Annotated in this window: 16 protein-coding genes; 9 read left to right on the top strand and 7 right to left on the bottom strand. The window is 60.6% G+C overall.

Annotated features, from left to right (window positions below; genetic code table 11):
* The first annotated feature begins 119 nt into the window (after positions 1 to 119).
* The gene (locus ACIQVE_RS02780; RefSeq protein WP_402804293.1) at positions 120 to 1,403 is read left to right on the top strand and encodes a Zn-dependent hydrolase; all 1,284 of its coding nucleotides are present in this window, start codon (positions 120 to 122) and stop codon (positions 1,401 to 1,403) included.
* A gap of 207 nt (positions 1,404 to 1,610) precedes the next feature.
* Here ACIQVE_RS02780 and ACIQVE_RS02775 read toward each other — a convergent pair whose 3' ends face one another.
* Entirely contained in the window at positions 1,611 to 2,381 is a 771-nt protein-coding gene (locus tag ACIQVE_RS02775; RefSeq protein ID WP_402804291.1) for an alpha/beta hydrolase, read from the bottom strand.
* Positions 2,382 to 2,493: 112 nt separating this feature from the next.
* Between ACIQVE_RS02775 and ACIQVE_RS02770 the strand changes: the two genes are divergently transcribed.
* The gene (locus ACIQVE_RS02770; RefSeq protein WP_402804289.1) at positions 2,494 to 3,438 is read left to right on the top strand and encodes an aldo/keto reductase; all 945 of its coding nucleotides are present in this window, start codon (positions 2,494 to 2,496) and stop codon (positions 3,436 to 3,438) included.
* Between the two features lie 5 nt (positions 3,439 to 3,443).
* On the opposite strand, the gene ACIQVE_RS02765 is transcribed toward ACIQVE_RS02770, so the two are convergent.
* A complete protein-coding gene (locus ACIQVE_RS02765; protein ID WP_402804287.1) occupies positions 3,444 to 4,337 on the bottom strand; it encodes a LysR family transcriptional regulator in 894 nt (297 codons plus the stop codon).
* Positions 4,338 to 4,482: 145 nt separating this feature from the next.
* On the opposite strand from ACIQVE_RS02765, the gene ACIQVE_RS02760 reads away from it, so the two are divergent.
* Complete coding sequence (locus ACIQVE_RS02760) at positions 4,483 to 4,959, top strand: cupin domain-containing protein (protein ID WP_402804285.1); 477 nt, start codon at positions 4,483 to 4,485, stop codon at positions 4,957 to 4,959.
* A 300-nt stretch (positions 4,960 to 5,259) separates the two neighbouring features.
* On the opposite strand, the gene paoC is transcribed toward ACIQVE_RS02760, so the two are convergent.
* From paoC to paoA, 3 genes are read right to left on the bottom strand one after another with little or no spacing between them, the layout of a single operon-like run.
* Positions 5,260 to 7,458, bottom strand: a complete 2,199-nt coding sequence (gene paoC, locus ACIQVE_RS02755; RefSeq protein WP_402804283.1) for an aldehyde oxidoreductase molybdenum-binding subunit PaoC — start codon at positions 7,456 to 7,458, stop codon at positions 5,260 to 5,262.
* Positions 7,455 to 8,408, bottom strand: a complete 954-nt coding sequence (locus ACIQVE_RS02750) for an FAD binding domain-containing protein (protein ID WP_402804280.1) — start codon at positions 8,406 to 8,408, stop codon at positions 7,455 to 7,457. The genes paoC and ACIQVE_RS02750 overlap by 4 nt, the downstream gene beginning before the upstream one ends.
* Complete coding sequence (gene paoA / locus ACIQVE_RS02745; protein ID WP_402804278.1) at positions 8,405 to 9,079, bottom strand: aldehyde dehydrogenase iron-sulfur subunit PaoA; 675 nt, start codon at positions 9,077 to 9,079, stop codon at positions 8,405 to 8,407. Before paoA ends, ACIQVE_RS02750 begins: the two co-directional genes overlap by 4 nt.
* 331 nt (positions 9,080 to 9,410) lie before the next feature.
* Here paoA and ACIQVE_RS02740 point away from each other — a divergent pair, with 331 nt between their 5' ends.
* Complete coding sequence (locus ACIQVE_RS02740) at positions 9,411 to 9,623, top strand: hypothetical protein (protein ID WP_402804276.1); 213 nt, start codon at positions 9,411 to 9,413, stop codon at positions 9,621 to 9,623.
* Between the two features lie 57 nt (positions 9,624 to 9,680).
* Here the strand turns inward: ACIQVE_RS02740 and ACIQVE_RS02735 are convergent, their stop codons facing one another.
* Entirely contained in the window at positions 9,681 to 9,956 is a 276-nt protein-coding gene (locus ACIQVE_RS02735; protein WP_402804274.1) for a hypothetical protein, read from the bottom strand.
* 302 nt (positions 9,957 to 10,258) lie between these two features.
* On the opposite strand from ACIQVE_RS02735, the gene ACIQVE_RS02730 reads away from it, so the two are divergent.
* Positions 10,259 to 11,341, top strand: coding sequence for a hypothetical protein (locus tag ACIQVE_RS02730; protein WP_402804272.1), 1,083 nt, complete (start codon positions 10,259 to 10,261; stop codon positions 11,339 to 11,341).
* Between the two features lie 2 nt (positions 11,342 to 11,343).
* On the top strand, positions 11,344 to 11,697 hold the full coding sequence (locus ACIQVE_RS02725) for a DUF1428 domain-containing protein (RefSeq protein ID WP_402804270.1): 354 nt from the start codon (positions 11,344 to 11,346) through the stop codon (positions 11,695 to 11,697).
* A 155-nt stretch (positions 11,698 to 11,852) separates the two neighbouring features.
* Here the strand turns inward: ACIQVE_RS02725 and ACIQVE_RS02720 are convergent, their stop codons facing one another.
* The gene (locus tag ACIQVE_RS02720) at positions 11,853 to 12,716 is read right to left on the bottom strand and encodes a universal stress protein (RefSeq protein WP_402804268.1); all 864 of its coding nucleotides are present in this window, start codon (positions 12,714 to 12,716) and stop codon (positions 11,853 to 11,855) included.
* A gap of 159 nt (positions 12,717 to 12,875) precedes the next feature.
* On the opposite strand from ACIQVE_RS02720, the gene ACIQVE_RS02715 reads away from it, so the two are divergent.
* From ACIQVE_RS02715 to ACIQVE_RS02705, 3 genes are all read left to right on the top strand, one after another.
* Positions 12,876 to 13,484: a tRNA-(ms[2]io[6]A)-hydroxylase gene (locus ACIQVE_RS02715; protein ID WP_402804266.1), complete on the top strand. Its 609-nt coding sequence runs from the start codon at positions 12,876 to 12,878 to the stop codon at positions 13,482 to 13,484.
* Positions 13,485 to 13,638: 154 nt separating this feature from the next.
* On the top strand, positions 13,639 to 14,346 hold the full coding sequence (locus ACIQVE_RS02710; protein WP_402804524.1) for a response regulator: 708 nt from the start codon (positions 13,639 to 13,641) through the stop codon (positions 14,344 to 14,346).
* The gene (locus ACIQVE_RS02705) at positions 14,347 to 15,633 is read left to right on the top strand and encodes an ATP-binding protein (protein WP_402804263.1); all 1,287 of its coding nucleotides are present in this window, start codon (positions 14,347 to 14,349) and stop codon (positions 15,631 to 15,633) included.
* Positions 15,634 to 15,660 lie beyond the last annotated feature (27 nt).

Below are 15,660 nucleotides of genomic sequence, written 5' to 3'. Positions count from 1 at the left end.
CTCGCTCCCACAGTTGGAATGCGTATCCCTTGTGGGAGCGAGCTTGCTCGCGAATACGGCCTGACTTACGCCTGAGATTTACCTGAAAAAACTCATGAGAACTGCCTGAGAAGATCCCCATGAACGCAGCCGTAGACGTTCTGCAATCCACCCATCAGCACATCAACCGCGACCGCTTGTGGGCGTCGCTCATGGAACTGGCCAAGCTCGGCGCCACGGTCAAGGGCGGGGTCTGTCGACTGGCCCTGACCGACCTTGACCGCCAGGCCCGCGACCTGTTTGTGCAATGGTGCAAGGACGCCGGATGCAGCGTCACGGTCGATGAGGTCGGCAACATCTTCGCCCGCCGCCCGGGGCGCAATCCGAGCCTGCCGCCAGTGATGACCGGCAGCCACATCGACACCCAACCCACCGGCGGCAAGTTCGACGGCTGTTTCGGCGTGCTCGCCGGGGTCGAAGTGCTGCGCACCCTCAATGACCTCGGTGTGGAAACCGAAGCGCCGCTGGAAGTGGTGGTCTGGACCAACGAAGAAGGCTCGCGTTTCGCCCCGTGCATGATGGGCTCCGGTGTGTTCGCGGAAAAATTCACCCTCCAAGAAACTCTCGCGAAAGTCGATGCCGACGGCGTCACCGTAGGAGAGGCGCTCAATGCGATCGGCTATGCCGGCCCGCGCAAAGTCAGCGGGCACAAGGTTGGCGCCTATTTCGAGGCGCACATCGAACAAGGTCCGATTCTGGAAGACGAACATAAAACCATCGGCGTCGTGCTCGGCGCATTGGGGCAGAAGTGGTTCGACCTCAAGCTGCGCGGCGTCGAAGCCCACGCCGGCCCAACCCCGATGCACCTGCGCAAGGACGCACTGGTCGGCGCCTCGGTCATCGTCGGCGCCGTCAACCGCGCCGCCCTCGGCCATCAACCCCACGCCTGCGGCACGGTCGGCTGCCTGCAAGCCTATCCGGGCTCGCGCAACGTCATCCCCGGCGAAGTGCGCATGACCCTCGACTTCCGCCATCTGGAACCGACGCGCCTTGACTCGATGATCGCCGAGGTGAAGAAAGTCATTGAAGCCACCTGCGAAGAACATGGCCTCACTTATGAATTGACCCCAACCGCCGACTTCCCGCCGCTGTACTTCGAAAAAGGCTGCGTCGACGCTGTGCGCAATGCCGCCAATGGCTTGGGCTTGTCGAATATGGACATCGTTAGCGGTGCCGGCCATGACGCGATTTTCCTCGCCGAACTGGGGCCTGCCGGGATGATCTTCGTGCCGTGCGAAGGGGGCATCAGCCACAACGAAATCGAAAACGCCGCACCGGACGATCTGGCAGCAGGGTGCGCGGTGTTGTTGCGGGCGATGTTGGCGGCTTCGGCGATGGTGGCGGGCGGTAAAGTCGCCGCCTGAAGATTGCGCGCTGGACCCATCGTGCAAGGCCGTCGGTTTTGGTGTTGCGAGGGCAGGCCCCATCGCTGGCAAGCCAGCTCCCACAGGTTCGATGTTGTTCACCAGATTTGGATGCACAACCGGACCCTGTGGGAGCTGCGGTGCGACGATTCGACTTGCCAGCGATGGGGCCTGCCCTGACAACAAAAACTCCCAGCCCGATAACCCTCATCGATTCAGCACATCCCCCATCCACTGCAAATACTCCCCCCGCTCGGAAATCGAGTTGTGCCCCGAATCCGGCACAACCTTGAGCACCGCCACGCCTTTGGGAAAACTGCCCAGCAATCGCTCGGTGCTGGCGCGGGGGATCACTTCGTCATCACTTGCTGCGAGCAACAACGTCGGCACGCGGATATGCGCGGCGTATTTGCCTGACTCGAAGCGATCCTTGAGCAGCCACTTCACCGGCACCCACGAATATTGCCGCGCGGCGATTTCTTCGAGGCTGTTGTAGGGCGTGACCAGAATCAGTTGCTGCACCGGCCGTTGACTGGCCAGGCGCACCGCGACGCCCGATCCAAGGCTGCGTCCGACCACGGCAATCTGCGGATGGCGGGTGTGCACCTGATCGAACAACGCCAGGGCATCCTCGGCAATCGCCTCTTCGGACGGCGAGCCGCCGCTGCCAGCAAAGCCCCGGTAATTCAACAGATACAGCGCGTAATCGGGAAACGTTTCGGCGAACTCTGGCAGATTGCGCGACACGTCCTCGGCATTGCCGCCGAAATAGATCAACGCTCGCGGCCCGACGCGTTCGCGGGTGGTGACCCAGATGTCCGCGTCCGGCATCGACAGTTTCAGCCGCGAGCCCAACGAATCTGCGGCGCTCGGCTGCGGAAAATAGATCAGCGAGCGCTGAAAAAAGAACAGCGCCGCGCACAGCACCAGGTACGCGGCGACGATCAATGCGACGAGTGACATCAGAGTTCGGGACATTCGGCTACTTTTAACGGGGTGTGCAGGTTCGCTGTCGCAGTGTAGTCCAGCGCTTGCAAGCGGCCGCTTGCGCACACAACGTGCAACAGATCCATGCAGCAGGGGAACCAGCATGAGCCACACTGAGGGTTACTCCCGTCGCCGCTTGCTCACGCTGGCTGCCGGCGTTTCGGCGGTGTTCACCTTTGATCGGGCGCTGGCCACTGCCACGTCGTCCGCCGCTTCCGGAGGTCAAGCCATGCAGACCCGTGCCATCCCATCCAGCTCCGAGTCCCTGCCCATGGTGGGGCTGGGCACCTATCGCGGCTTCGACGTCGCGCCGGGCGACCCGGCCTACAAGCAACTGCCAGCGGTGCTCGACGAACTGTTCGCCAAGGGTGGCACCGTGGTCGACAGCTCGCCCATGTATGGCCGCGCCGAACAGACCACCGGCGAACTGCTGTCGATCCACGAACCGCGCTCGCCGGCGTTTCTGGCGACCAAGGTGTGGACCCGGGGCCGCAAGGAAGGTATCGCGCAGATGGAGCAGTCGTTCAATCTGCTGCGCACCGAGCGCATCGACCTGATGCAGATTCACAATCTGCTGGACTGGCAAGTCCATCTGCCGACCTTGCGTGAATGGAAAGAGCAGGGGCGCATTCGTTACATCGGCATCACTCACTACACACCCTCGGCCTATGACGAAGTCGAAGCGGTATTGAAGGCCCAGCAACTGGACTTCCTGCAAATCAACTACGCCCTCGATGACCGAGGCGTGGAGAAACGCATTCTGCCGTTGTGCCGCGAGCACGGGGTGGCAGTGGTCTGCAACCGGCCCTTCGGTGGCGGAGAGTTGTTGGCGCGGCTCAAGGGCAAGCCGCTGCCGGCCTGGGTGTCGGACGTGCAGGTCAACAGTTGGCCGCAACTGGCGCTTAAGTTTCTGCTGGCGCATCCGGCGGTGACCTGCGTGATTCCCGGTACCGGCAACCCGCGCTACATGGCGGATAACGTCAAGGCCGGGTTCGGTCCGATGCTCACCGATGCGCAGCGTCACCAGTTGATTGCGTTGGTGGGCTAGGTGTTTCAGCCGCGATAACGCAAAGCTTCCAGCAACAACGCAAACGCCGGTGCCGCCTGACGCCGGCTCGGGTAGTAGAGGTGATAACCGGCGAACGTCGGGCACCAGTCTTCCAGCACCTGCACCAGACGACCCTCGGCCAAATGCGTTGCGACGATATTTTCCGGAATGTAGCTCAGACCGAAACCGTCCAGTGCGGCATCGAGCAACGGATAGACACCGTTCAACGTGACTTGCCCCGACACGCGCACCTTGAGGCTTTCGCCGTCCTTTTCGAACTCCCAGCTGTATAGCCCGCCGTTGGTGGGCAGGCGCAGATTGTTGCAGGCGTGCTCGGTCAGATCGCGTGGGGTGTGTGGCGCTGAGCGGGTGGCGAAGTAAGCGGGCGAACCGACGACGGCCATGCGCATGTCCGGACCGATGCGGGTGGCGATCATGCCTTGGGCGACGTCTTCACCCAAGCGCACGCCGGCATCGAAACCCTGGCCCGCGATATCAACGAAACCGTAATCGCAGCAGACCTCCACGGCGATGTCCGGGTATTGCGGCAGAAACTCTTTGAGCACCGGGCGCAGCAGCCAGTCCAGCGAGTGGTCGGTGGCGCTGATGCGGATCTTGCCCGCCGGGGTTTCACGCAAGTTGCTCAGGGCGGCGAGTTCCTGCTCGATTTCTTCGAAGCGCGGGCCGACGGTTTGCAGCAGATGTTCGCCGGCCTCGGTGGGGGAGACGCTGCGGGTGGTGCGGGTCAGTAGACGCAGGCCCAGGCGTGTTTCGAGTGCGCGAATGGTATGGCTGAGCGCCGACTGCGAGACGCCGAGTTTGGCCGCGGCTTTGGTGAAACTGCGTTCGCGCGCCACGGCAAGGAAGGCGAGCAGGTCACTGGCGTTTTCACGAAGCATTTATTAGTTACCTGCATAAGTTTTATCGAATTCTAGTCGATTATCCGAAGAGTACGGCCCGGTAAAGTGAAGCAAGTTCCCTGTGGAGCTGCCGCAGGCTTGGGCAGTTCCTGCATGGGTTATTTGTGATTCTGGAGGGCTTTTCATGAACCCGATTGTTGCTTCTGCTTTGACTCTTTCCCTGTTGGCTGCGGATGTTCAGGGCGATGAACGTTCACGGGTCACTGTTACCCCCAATGCATCACAGCCTTCGGTTCGAGGGCCGGCAGATTGGTTCACCGGGACCGTGCGCGTCGATGCGCCGTTCAAAGGCACCGATGAGGCGCGCGTCAGTGGTGCCACAGTTACCTTTGAGCCCGGCGCACGCACGGCGTGGCATACCCATCCGTTGGGTCAGACGTTAATCGTTACTGCCGGTTCAGGTTTCGTGCAGGAATGGGGACAGCCGATTCGCGCGATTCGTCCCGGCGACACGGTGTGGATTGCACCGGGAGCCAAGCATTGGCATGGCGCAGTATCGACGACGGCGATGACGCATATCGCCATTGCTGAAGTGCTGGACGGCAAAGTGGTGGAGTGGATGGAGCAGGTGAGTGAGGCGCAGTATCCGCGAACCGAGTGACCCCTAGCACCCCATGCTAGTGCGCTACCTGAGTTAGTTTTTCCGCGAATAACCATTACCCTCACCCCAGCCCTCTCCCGGAGGGAGAGGGGGCCGACCGAGGTGTCTGTCGCTATGCATCGACCTGAAAGAGCGGTGTTGATTATGGATTCGTTCGATCACAAGCCTGTCAGTTCTGAAGCGCCTGCCGTCGATTATGGATTCACAGCTGAACGTTCACGTCGGCGTATCTCCTGAGTATCCCCGGATCGGTCCCCTCTCTCTATGGGAGAGGGTTAGGGTGAGGGGCTCTTCGGATCTTCAGATCATCGCCGGCAACGAATCAAGAATCTTGTCCAGCGTGATCGGATACTCCCGCACTCGTGCACCAGTGGCGTTGTAGATCGCATTGGCCACCGCCGCACTCACCCCGCAAATCCCCAATTCCCCAACTCCCTTGGCCTTCATCGGCGAAGAAATCGGGTCCGTCTCATCGAGGAATATCACCTCTTGGTGCGGAATGTCGGCATGCACCGGCACTTCGTATCCGGCAAGATCATGGTTGACGAAGAAACCGAGTTTTTTATCGACTGCCAGTTCCTCCATCAACGCCGCGCCAACGCCCATGGTCATCGCGCCGATCACCTGACTGCGCGCCGCTTTCGGATTGAGAATCCGCCCGGCCGCGCACACCGCGAGCATGCGCCGCACGCGGACTTCGCCGGTCGCCGCGTCCACCGCCACTTCGACGAAGTGCGCGCCAAACGTCGACTGCTGATACTGCTTTTCGAGTTCGGCGAATTCAATGCTGTCTTCAGCCACCACCTCGCCATTTTTTGCAGCATCACGCAGCGCCACACTCTTGTCGCCGACCCGCACGTGACCGTCAACAAACTCTGCCTGATCCGCCGCCATGTCCAATTTGCCGGCGACCGCTTCGCGCAGTTTCACGCACGCGGCATACACGCCGGCAGTCGAGCAGTTGGCGCCGAACTGGCCGCCAGAACCCGCCGACACCGGGAAGTTTGAATCCCCCAGCCGCACCACGACATCGTCGATGCCAACGCCCATCATTTCTGCGGCGGTCTGCGCAATGATCGTGTAGCTGCCGGTACCGATGTCGGTCATGTCTGTTTCTACGGTGATCTTGCCGTCACGCTCCAGCCGCACCCGCGCGCCGGACTTTATCAGCAGGTTGTTGCGGATCGCTGCGCCGACGCCCATGCCGATCAGCCAGCGACCTTCGCGACGGCTGCCGGGTGTGGCGTTGCGTTTGTCCCAGCCAAATTTATCGGCGCCGGTTTGCAGGCACTCGATCAAGCGACGTTGCGAGAATGGGCGCTCGGTTTTCACCGGGTCGACCTGGGTGTCGTTGAGGATGCGGAACTGTACCGGATCGAGTTTGAGCTGTTCGGCCATTTCGTCCATGGCGATTTCCAGTGCCATCAATCCCGGCGTTTCACCAGGTGCACGCATGGCGTTGCCTTCAGGCAGATCCAGTGGCGCCAGGCGCATGGTGACCAAGCGATTTTGCGCCGCGTAAAGCAACTGACTCGGCTGCGCGGCGACTTCGACCTTGCCCTCCGCAAGATTGCCCGACCAGCCTTCATGGGCTATGGCGGTCAGCTTGCCGTCCGCCGTGGCGCCCATGCGGATGCGCTGACTGGTGGCGGGTCGATGCGTGGTGTTGTTGGCGATCTGTGGGCGGGCGAGGGCGACTTTCACCGGTCTGCCAGCCATGCGCGCACCGAGGGCAGCGAGGATCGCGTCGGCGCGAATAAACAGTTTGCCGCCGAAACCGCCGCCGATGTAAGGCGAGATCAAGCGGACTTTTTCTTTGGGCAGACCGAGGGTTTCGGCAATGTCGCCGACGCTCCAGGCGATCATCTGGTTCGACGTCCACAGGGTCAGTTGATCACCTTTCCACGCGGCCAGGGTCGCGTGGGGTTCCATCATCGCGTGGGACTGGTCGGGGGTGGTGTAGGTCTGGTCGAACTGCACCGGGGCGGCGGCGAAGGCTGTCGCGAAATCGCCGTGGGTGACGTCGGGCAATTCGTCTTTCGGCTCGACGCCTTTATCACGCACGCTGGCCAGATCGAATTCGCCTTTGCTCGCGACGTAATCGACCTTGACCAGTTGCGCAGCGGCGCGGGCCTGTTCGAAGGTCTCGGCGACCACCAGCGCAACGGCTTGGTGATAGTGCTGAATTTCGGATCCGGCCAACAAGTGCGCGGCGTTGTACTGGCCCTTGCCAAGCTTGCCGGCATTCTCGGCGGTGACGATGGTCAACACGCCGGGGGCGGCTTTCGCGGCGTCGAGATCGATGTGGCTGATGCGACCCTTGGCGATGGCCGAACCGACCATGAAACCGTAGGCCTGATTGGCCACGGCTTCGTGTTGCTCGTAGGCGTAAGGCGCCTGGCCGCAGGTTTTGAGCTTGCCTTCGATGCGGTCGGTCGGCTTGCCGATCACCTTCAATTGATCGATCGGGTTGGTGGTGGCGGGCGTGTCGAATTTCATGCTTCATCCCTCGCTTGCGCCAACAGCGAACCGAGCGTGCGCTCGACCAGCGTCAGTTTGAATTGGTTGTCGTGGGTCGGCGTGGCGCCGTCGAGCAGGCGTTCGCTGACGGCTTTCGCGCCCTTGGGCAGAAGCGCTTCAGCCGCTTCCACGCGCCACGGTTTCGGCGCAATACCGCCGACCGCGACGCGGCCGCTGCCGTCCTTTTGCAGGATCAAACCAACGGACACCAAGGCAAACGCATACGAGGAACGATCACGCACCTTGTGATAAATGTGAGTGCCACCCACGGGGGCGGGCAACGTCACCGCCGTGATGAATTCGCCGGCGCCGAGGCTGGTTTCGATGTTCGGCGTGTTGCCGGGCAACAGATGAAAATCCGCGATGGCGATGCTGCGGGTGCTGCCATCGGGTTTCACCGTTTCAATCTGCGCATCGAACGCGCGCATGGCAATCGCCATGTCGCTCGGGTGAGTGGCGATGCAAGCGTCGCTGACGCCGATGATCCCCAACTGCCGGGTGACCCCGCCAATCGCCGAACAGCCACTGCCCGGATTGCGTTTGTTGCAAGCCTGATTTGTATCGTAGAAGTACGGGCAGCGGGTGCGTTGCAGCAGGTTGCCGGCGGTGGTCGCCATGTTGCGCAACTGGCCGGAAGCGCCGGCCAGCAAGGCGCGGGAGAGCAGGGCATAGTCTTTTCTGACCCGGGCGTCGGCCGCCAGATCGGTGTTGCGCACCATCGCGCCGATGCGCAAACCGCCCTCGGGTGTGGCTTCGATCTGATCCAGGCCAAGGTGATTAACGTCGATCAGGTGCAGCGGGGTTTCGATGTCGAGTTTCATCAGGTCGAGCAGGTTGGTGCCGCCGGCGATGAACTTCGCGCCCGCGATCTGCGCCGCTTGCGCAGCGGCGGCGGGAGAATCGGCGCGGCTGTAATTGAACGGTCTCATGCCGGCACCTCCGCGACTTCAGTGATGGCTTCGATGATGTTCGAGTAAGCGCCACAGCGGCAGATATTGCCGCTCATGCGTTCCTGAAATTCCGATGCAATCAGTTTTGGCGACTCGGTCAGGCTGGGGCTGACGTGGCTGGGAATGCCGTCGCGGATTTCTTTGATAACCGCCACCGCCGAGCAGATCTGCCCCGGCGTGCAGTAACCGCATTGATAGCCATCGTGCTTGATGAACGCGGCTTGCATCGGGTGCAGGTTGTCCGGCATGCCGAGGCCTTCAATGGTGGTGATTTCGCTGCCCTCGTGCATCACCGCCAGCGTCAGGCATGAGTTGATCCGTCGGCCATTGGCGATCACCGTGCAGGCGCCGCACTGGCCGTGGTCGCAGCCCTTTTTGCTACCGGTCAGGTGCAGGTGTTCACGCAGGGCGTCGAGCAGAGTGGTGCGGTTGTCGACTTCAAGGGCCTGAGGCTTGCCATTGACTTGAAGGGTCACTTTATTCATGGCCGGTTGCTCCAGGTTCGCGGCGTAGGCCTTGAGGCTGATAAACGGCGGCATCGCGAATGCCGTCGCGGTCACGGCGCCAAGAATCAAAAATTTACGTCGGGAAATCGGCATGGTTCGATTCCTTTTTCTCTCAATCAGGCGGCAGGGTTGCGAATGGCCCATAAGGGCTTGCCGGCATGTTTGCCAGTCTCGTTCTAGGAGTGACTGCTGGAGAGAGGAAAAGGTTTTTGCGGATTTGCGCTATAGAGTTATGTGCTCAGCTCATGAATCCTCTGAGGCGTTGAAAATTCATGATTGAATGATCCGACGTCTTCGCGATCGGGCTCGCTCCCACGGTTCGGGCAGTTCGGGCGAGGCGATAAACGGTCATCAGTGGCCACTGAATCATCCCTGTTTTACCCGGTCGTATTGACGGCTGCGCGCACCGCGTCCTGAAGGGGAGGGCAGCGTGGCTGATTCCGTCGTCAAGACCTTGGTTTTAGGGAAGTATTGAATGAAGCGCGCTACAACGATGCTGCTGACCGTTACCGCCGCCGTATTGCTCGGTGGCTGTGTGGCGGATTTTGATGATGACCACCGCCACGGCCGGCATTACGACCGTGATCGCGATCATGGTCGCTATTACGACAATGACCGGCGCTGGGATGACCGCGATGACGACCGCCGCGATGGCCGTCGCTATCACCGCGATCGGGATGATGATTGATTGAACTGAAGAGGGCGTTCCCGCAAAGGAACGCCCTCGATCATTGGCCTTCAGTCATCAAATAAAATGAGCGCTCGCCTGGACGCGGGAACGCGCAGGCACCGAGGCCTCGAGATCCAGCAAATGGGTGGCGAGAATGTCGCTCAGAAAACGGAACTGATCGTTGATGCCGACCACTTCATTGCTGAAATGATTGCTGGCGGCGGGCATCAGCAGATCTGCAAAATCTTCGTTGAACACCAGCGTCTGCGCCTTGCGCGGCACGACACGTTGTTCGTAGTAGTTGCTGCCGAACACCGGGAAGCTCACGGAGAGGGTGATGGTGTGAATCATGATGTGGACTCCTCGTTGTGGTTCGGATGGGGCAATCGTGCCTTTGGTGGGCGGTGGACGGAAGGCAATCGTCGCGATGGTGAATATCGACGGCATTGATGGTGGGTAGAAAACCATGTGGGAGCGAGCTTGCTCGCGAAGGAGGCGGGTCAGTCAACATTTGTGTTCTGAGTGACAAACTGCTTTCGCGAGCAAGCTCGCTCCCACAGGGGAATGTGCACACAGGACTACCAGACAAACGGCTCACCACCCAGACCTATACTTAAATCTGCCCCCTCCCTATTTAAAGGACACCCCCCACCGTGAACCTGCGTGCGCTGGTCGTCGCCGCACTGTTTCTGTTGGCCGGTTGCGGCACGTCGCCCCGGGCTCCGGTGATCGCTGTGCAGACCGTTGTGGTTTCGCCCGCGACCTGGCAACAGATCGACCGGGAAATCGTCAGCGCTTCGCAACAAGCCACCGAGCAGGTCAAATTGTTCGCCCGTGGCTCAATGGAACATTGGCGCACCCGCGTCTATCAGCAAACTGAAGAAAATTTCATCCCCTGGTTCAGCAGCTACTGGACCCAGGAATGGCTGTCGATGAAGGTCAGTTGGTACACGATCAGCGCCGGTGGCGAGCAGGACGCTTCCGCCAAGCGCCTGGCGACGTATCTGCTTGATCAATATCAGAAAAAAGTGCTGGTACCGGTGGCGGTGGAGGTCGATCCGGATGCGATTCTGGGGCAGGCCACGGCGTTCTACGCTGAGCTGATGGCCCGGCAGATGCCGCTCATCGCCCAGCGTCACGGCGTGCCGGTTGCCCAGCTCAACGGTCGCTTGCAGAAGATCCCGGCCATTGCCCTCGGGCCGCCGCCGGCGCGAGATGCCTCGCTTTACAAGGTGATCAGCACCGAACCGTTGAATACGCTGCCTGCCTACGCCGCTTTGATCGACAAAATTCACAACGACGGCGGCGCCAAAGGCATTGCGTCGACCGACGCCGGCATGGCGCCCGTCGCCAAGCGCGCGAGTCAGCGAATGGAGGCGGAAATGGCCCCGCGCGGTGCCGCCAGCGCAGTGGCCGCAGCGGCGGGCAAACTGGCCGGGGCGATGATTTCCGTCGGGGTGATGGGCATTCGCGCGATCCTCCAGGCTAACGACCGGCCGGACAGTGAGGCGCTGATCCGCAGCAGCCTGGGCAACACCTTTGATAAGGCCTGGCTGAAACTGGTGCAGAACCCGACCACTGGCGTGATGGCCGGCACGCTGCACATGGCGGGGCAGGTCGAGCGCAACTTGGGTGCGGGCGAAGAGCCGTCGGTCGGGTTTGGGGCGAATCGTGTCGAATGGCGTCCACCGGAATCGACTACTCAGCAGATCGAACCCAACGTCCCAGGAGAATGATCATGGCTTATATCGATATTTTTGTTGCGCCGGTCCCCACTGCCAATCGTGAACAGTACAAAAAGCACGCCGCAATCGCAGCAGCAATCTTCAAGGAATACGGCGCCCTGAGCGTGGTCGAGTGCTGGGGCGATGACGTGCCGGACGGCAAGCTCACCTCGTTTCCCATGGCGGTAAAACTCAAGGAAGGTGAAACCGTCGCGTCCGGCTGGCTGATCTGGCCCGACAAGGCCACCCGCGATACCGGCATGGCGAAAATGATGGAAGACCCGCGCATGCAACCGGACGTCAACCCGATGCCATTTGATGGGCAGCGGATGATCTTCGGCGGCTTCCAGTACCTGATCGAACCCTGAGTAAATCCCCTTTGGGAGTGAGCCCGCTCGCGATTTGCCAGGCCCCGCTACCCTTGCGAGCCAGTTCCCACCGGTTAAGTGTGGTGCCGAAAGCACCGCAATCCCTGTGGGAGTCTGGCTTGCCAGCGAGGCTGTTCTGACAATCAACGCCCCCCCTATTGCTTCACCGTCAACTCGACCAAATGATCCTCAACCTCCTGCGGCTTGAGCACCAGAACATCGCTTTCCAGCGCATCCAATATCACTTCGGCCGTATTGCCAATCAACGCCCCTGACAAACCGGTCCGTGCCACGGTGCCAATTACCGTGACTGCCGCCTGCAGCTTGTGCGCCATAAACGGAATTAACACATCCGCAGGACCTTCCTCGATGTGCAGGTGCGCGTCATCAACGTCGAACTCGGCCTGAAACGCCCGGCATTGTTCGCGATACCGCGCTGCAATGGTTTCGCTGAGCTGCAACGTCGGGTCTGCCGCCGACAGCATCGGCGAAGGATGGGCGCTGATCACATGCAGATGCGCCTTGGCCAGGCTGGCGATGTCAAAGCCGTGATCGATGATCGTCGTGTGCAAATGCCGATGCTCACCATCGGCATTGCCGACGTCGATAGCCGCCAGAATCACCTTGTCCTTCCACGATCCTGAGGTTTTCACCAGCAGCACCGGGGTAGGGCAGTGACGCAGCAGCTTCCAGTCGGCGGGCGTCAGCAACGCTTTTTTCAATGTGCTGTCGGGGAAATGCTGCTTGATTACCAGCCCGCAACCTTCGGCCTGCTGCACATCGATGATGGTTTCGTGCAGGCTCTCGTTCCACGCCTGTTCGGTGGTCACGCTGTAGCCCTCCGCCAGCAACGCGGTCTTGAGCACGCTGAGCATGCCTGCGTGATCGTGCTTCTTGTCGCATACCAGCAGGTGCAAATGGGCCTGGGTCACGCCGGCGATCAGTTTGGCGCGCTTGAGCGCCAGGCTTTCCGAATGTTCGGGTTCGATGACCACCAGAATGCTGCGAATGGCTTGCATGAGCGGAGTCTCCAGCAAAGAAAAGGCACGGCGTTGCACAACTATAGTTGCTGCTTGAACACCTGCGACTTGATGCATATCAACGCCAGCCGCTGGTGGTCTGCCCACAGGCCGGTATAATCGGCGCCCTTCGCTCGAACACCTTTTACCGTGAGCCCCATGATCCTTCCCGAAATCCACGAATTCCTTGGCTGCCGCACACCCGACGCGTGGGTCCAGGCCGCACTGGCCGATCAGGAAACCCTGCTGATCGACCACAAGAACTGCGAGTTCAAGGCTGCCAGCACCGCGCTGAGCCTGATAGCCAAGTACCATTCCCACGTCGACCTGATCAACATGATGTCGCGTCTGGCCCGGGAAGAACTGGTGCACCACGAACAAGTCATGCGCCTGATGAAACGCCGCAAGATCGAACTGCGCCAGCTCCACGCCGGCCGCTACGCTTCGAGCCTGCGCAAAGTGGTGCGCAGCCACGAGCCGGTGAAGCTGGTGGATACGCTGGTGGTCGGCGCGTTTATCGAAGCGCGCAGTTGCGAGCGTTTCGAAGCACTGGTGCCGCATTTGGACGAAGAACTCGGCAAGTTCTACTTCGGTCTGTTGAAAAGCGAAGCACGGCATTTCCAGGGTTATCTGAAACTGGCGTATCAATACGGTGATGCCAAGGACGTTGAGCAGGTGATCGTGAGAGTGCGGGCCGCCGAGCAAGAGCTGATCGAATCGCCGGATGAGGAATTCCGTTTCCACAGCGGTGTGCCCGTCACTGCGTAGCCATGTACACAAAAACTGTTAAAAACTCTTAAGAGTATGAAACATCACCGAAAACCGGCCCACGCGGCCGGTTTTTGCTGCCTGCGATAAACGTCTTGCTCCTGATTGCCGCCATAATGCCGCCCACTTCACAGATGATTGGCTAATGGTCGTTATGGATAACCTGGGTTTTGGCAAAGTCCTGCTGGTGGAAGACGATGAACGCCTCGCCGCGCTGATCGCACACTTCCTCGAACAACACGGCTACGAGGTGCGCACGGTGCATCGCGGAGATCTGGCCGTGGCTGCTTTTCTGGAATTCAGGCCCAAAGTCGTGGTACTCGACTTGATGCTACCGGGGCAGAGCGGTCTGCACGTGTGCCGCGAAATACGCAGTGTATCGGACACGCCGATTGTCATCCTGACGGCCAAGGAAGACGACCTCGATCATATTCTGGGCCTGGAGTCCGGTGCTGATGACTACGTGATCAAACCGATCAAACCGCCGGTGCTGCTGGCTCGATTGCGCGCGTTGCAGCGCCGGCAGGTGCCGGACAGCGGCGTGGTGCATTTTCTTGAATTCGGTCAGTTGAGCATCGATCGCAGTTGCCGTGAAGTGCGATTGGCGGGCGAGATCATCGATTTGACCACCATGGAGTTCGAGCTGCTGTGGCTGCTGGCCAGTGCCGCCGGCAATACGCTGTCGCGCGATGACATCCTCAATCGCATGCGCGGCATTGCCTTTGATGGGCTTAATCGCAGCGTCGACGTGTACATCAGCAAATTGCGCAACAAGCTCAAGGACAACCCCCGCGAACCGGTATGCATCAAGACCGTTTGGGGCAAGGGTTATCTGTTCAATCCGTTTGCGTGGGAGTTGTAGATGCTACGGTTATTCCTCGGGCTGTTTCTGGTGATGACGGTCGGTCTGGTGCTGGCGTTGCAGACGGTCGAACACACCTTCAACGCGTTGCTCGACAACCAGATGCAGGCCTACAACCGCGAGGCGGTGCGCGGTCAGGCGTGGTCGTTGGTGGACCATTTGCGCGGACGCCAAGGCGCCGATCGCGAGCAGCGACTGGAGAGCTTGCGGCCACATTACGGTCTGACACTGAAACTGGTCGAGGCCGATCAACTGGCTCTGACGCCAGAGGAAAAAGCCCAGTTAGCGCAAAATATGTTGGTGATTCGCGACAACTACACGCAATTCATCAGCAATATCGACGGTGGTTCGCAGGTGCTCAGCATCAAGCTCCCGCCGGAACCGAGCCTGATGCCGTTCTACATCGCGGCGGCTTACGGGATGCTGGCGGTGTTGATCGGCATCGTCCTGTTTTTCTGGGTGCGCCCGCACTGGCGTGACCTGGAGAAGCTGCGCCTGGCGGCGGAGCGTTTCGGCGACAACGATTTGTCGGCGCGCATTCAGTTGTCCAAGCGCTCGAACATCCGTGATCTGGCCGAGCACTTCAACCTGATGGCGGCGCGCATCGAAGGCTTGATCGCCAATCAGCGCGAACTGACCAACGCCGTCTCCCATGAGTTGCGCACGCCAATTGCGCGGCTGTCGTTCGAACTCGACCAGCTCAAGCAGTCGCCGGACGCCAGCCAGAACCGCGAACTGATTGCCGACATGTACGCCGACCTTGGCGAGCTGGAGGAAATGGTTTCAGAACTGCTCACCTACGCCAGCCTTGAACGGGGTGCGACGGTGATCAAACGCGAGAACATCCAAGCGGCCAATTGGCTCGATAGCGTGGTCGGCAGCGTGGCGCTGGAAGCGGAAGCAGCGGGTGTGCAGTTGTTGATTGGTGATTGCCGGCTCGACACGGTGCGCATCGAGCCGCGCTTCATGGCGCGGGCGGTGATCAATCTGCTGCGCAATGCCATTCGCTATGCCGAGCAGCGCGTGGAAGTGACGCTGGTGCGAACCGGAGATTATTACGAAGTGCGGGTCAACGATGACGGGCCGGGTGTGCCGGTGCATGGTCGCGAGAAGATTTTCGAACCGTTCTCGCGGCTCGATGCAAGTCGTGATCGGCGCACCGGTGGTTTTGGCTTGGGGTTGGCGCTGGTACGGCGGGTGTCGCAGTCCCATGGCGGTCAGGTTGAAGTCGGTGATTCACCGTGGGGCGGGGCGTCGTTTCGGATGACCTGGGCGCATCTGGATTAACGCTGTCGCGGGCACTGGCCGGTGTGA

Source organism: Pseudomonas sp. NPDC098747, from assembly GCF_044760045.1.
In the GTDB taxonomy this organism is placed as follows: domain Bacteria; phylum Pseudomonadota; class Gammaproteobacteria; order Pseudomonadales; family Pseudomonadaceae; genus Aquipseudomonas.
This window is presented reverse-complemented; position numbering and strand designations above follow the sequence as displayed.

Bases quoted from the DNA above. Each gene is read 5' to 3' on its own strand.
- ACIQVE_RS02780 (WP_402804293.1), top strand. From the start codon at position 120: ATGAACGCAGCCGTAGACGTTCTGCAATCCACCCATCAGCACATCAAC.
- ACIQVE_RS02775 (WP_402804291.1), bottom strand. From the start codon at position 2,381: ATGTCCCGAACTCTGATGTCACTCGTCGCATTGATCGTCGCCGCGTAC.
- ACIQVE_RS02770 (WP_402804289.1), top strand. From the start codon at position 2,494: ATGAGCCACACTGAGGGTTACTCCCGTCGCCGCTTGCTCACGCTGGCT.
- ACIQVE_RS02765 (WP_402804287.1), bottom strand. From the start codon at position 4,337: ATGCTTCGTGAAAACGCCAGTGACCTGCTCGCCTTCCTTGCCGTGGCG.
- ACIQVE_RS02760 (WP_402804285.1), top strand. From the start codon at position 4,483: ATGAACCCGATTGTTGCTTCTGCTTTGACTCTTTCCCTGTTGGCTGCG.
- paoC (WP_402804283.1), bottom strand. From the start codon at position 7,458: ATGAAATTCGACACGCCCGCCACCACCAACCCGATCGATCAATTGAAG.
- ACIQVE_RS02750 (WP_402804280.1), bottom strand. From the start codon at position 8,408: ATGAGACCGTTCAATTACAGCCGCGCCGATTCTCCCGCCGCCGCTGCG.
- paoA (WP_402804278.1), bottom strand. From the start codon at position 9,079: ATGGGCCATTCGCAACCCTGCCGCCTGATTGAGAGAAAAAGGAATCGA.
- ACIQVE_RS02740 (WP_402804276.1), top strand. From the start codon at position 9,411: ATGAAGCGCGCTACAACGATGCTGCTGACCGTTACCGCCGCCGTATTG.
- ACIQVE_RS02735 (WP_402804274.1), bottom strand. From the start codon at position 9,956: ATGATTCACACCATCACCCTCTCCGTGAGCTTCCCGGTGTTCGGCAGC.
- ACIQVE_RS02725 (WP_402804270.1), top strand. From the start codon at position 11,344: ATGGCTTATATCGATATTTTTGTTGCGCCGGTCCCCACTGCCAATCGT.
- ACIQVE_RS02720 (WP_402804268.1), bottom strand. From the start codon at position 12,716: ATGCAAGCCATTCGCAGCATTCTGGTGGTCATCGAACCCGAACATTCG.
- ACIQVE_RS02715 (WP_402804266.1), top strand. From the start codon at position 12,876: ATGATCCTTCCCGAAATCCACGAATTCCTTGGCTGCCGCACACCCGAC.
- ACIQVE_RS02710 (WP_402804524.1), top strand. From the start codon at position 13,639: ATGGATAACCTGGGTTTTGGCAAAGTCCTGCTGGTGGAAGACGATGAA.
- ACIQVE_RS02705 (WP_402804263.1), top strand. From the start codon at position 14,347: ATGCTACGGTTATTCCTCGGGCTGTTTCTGGTGATGACGGTCGGTCTG.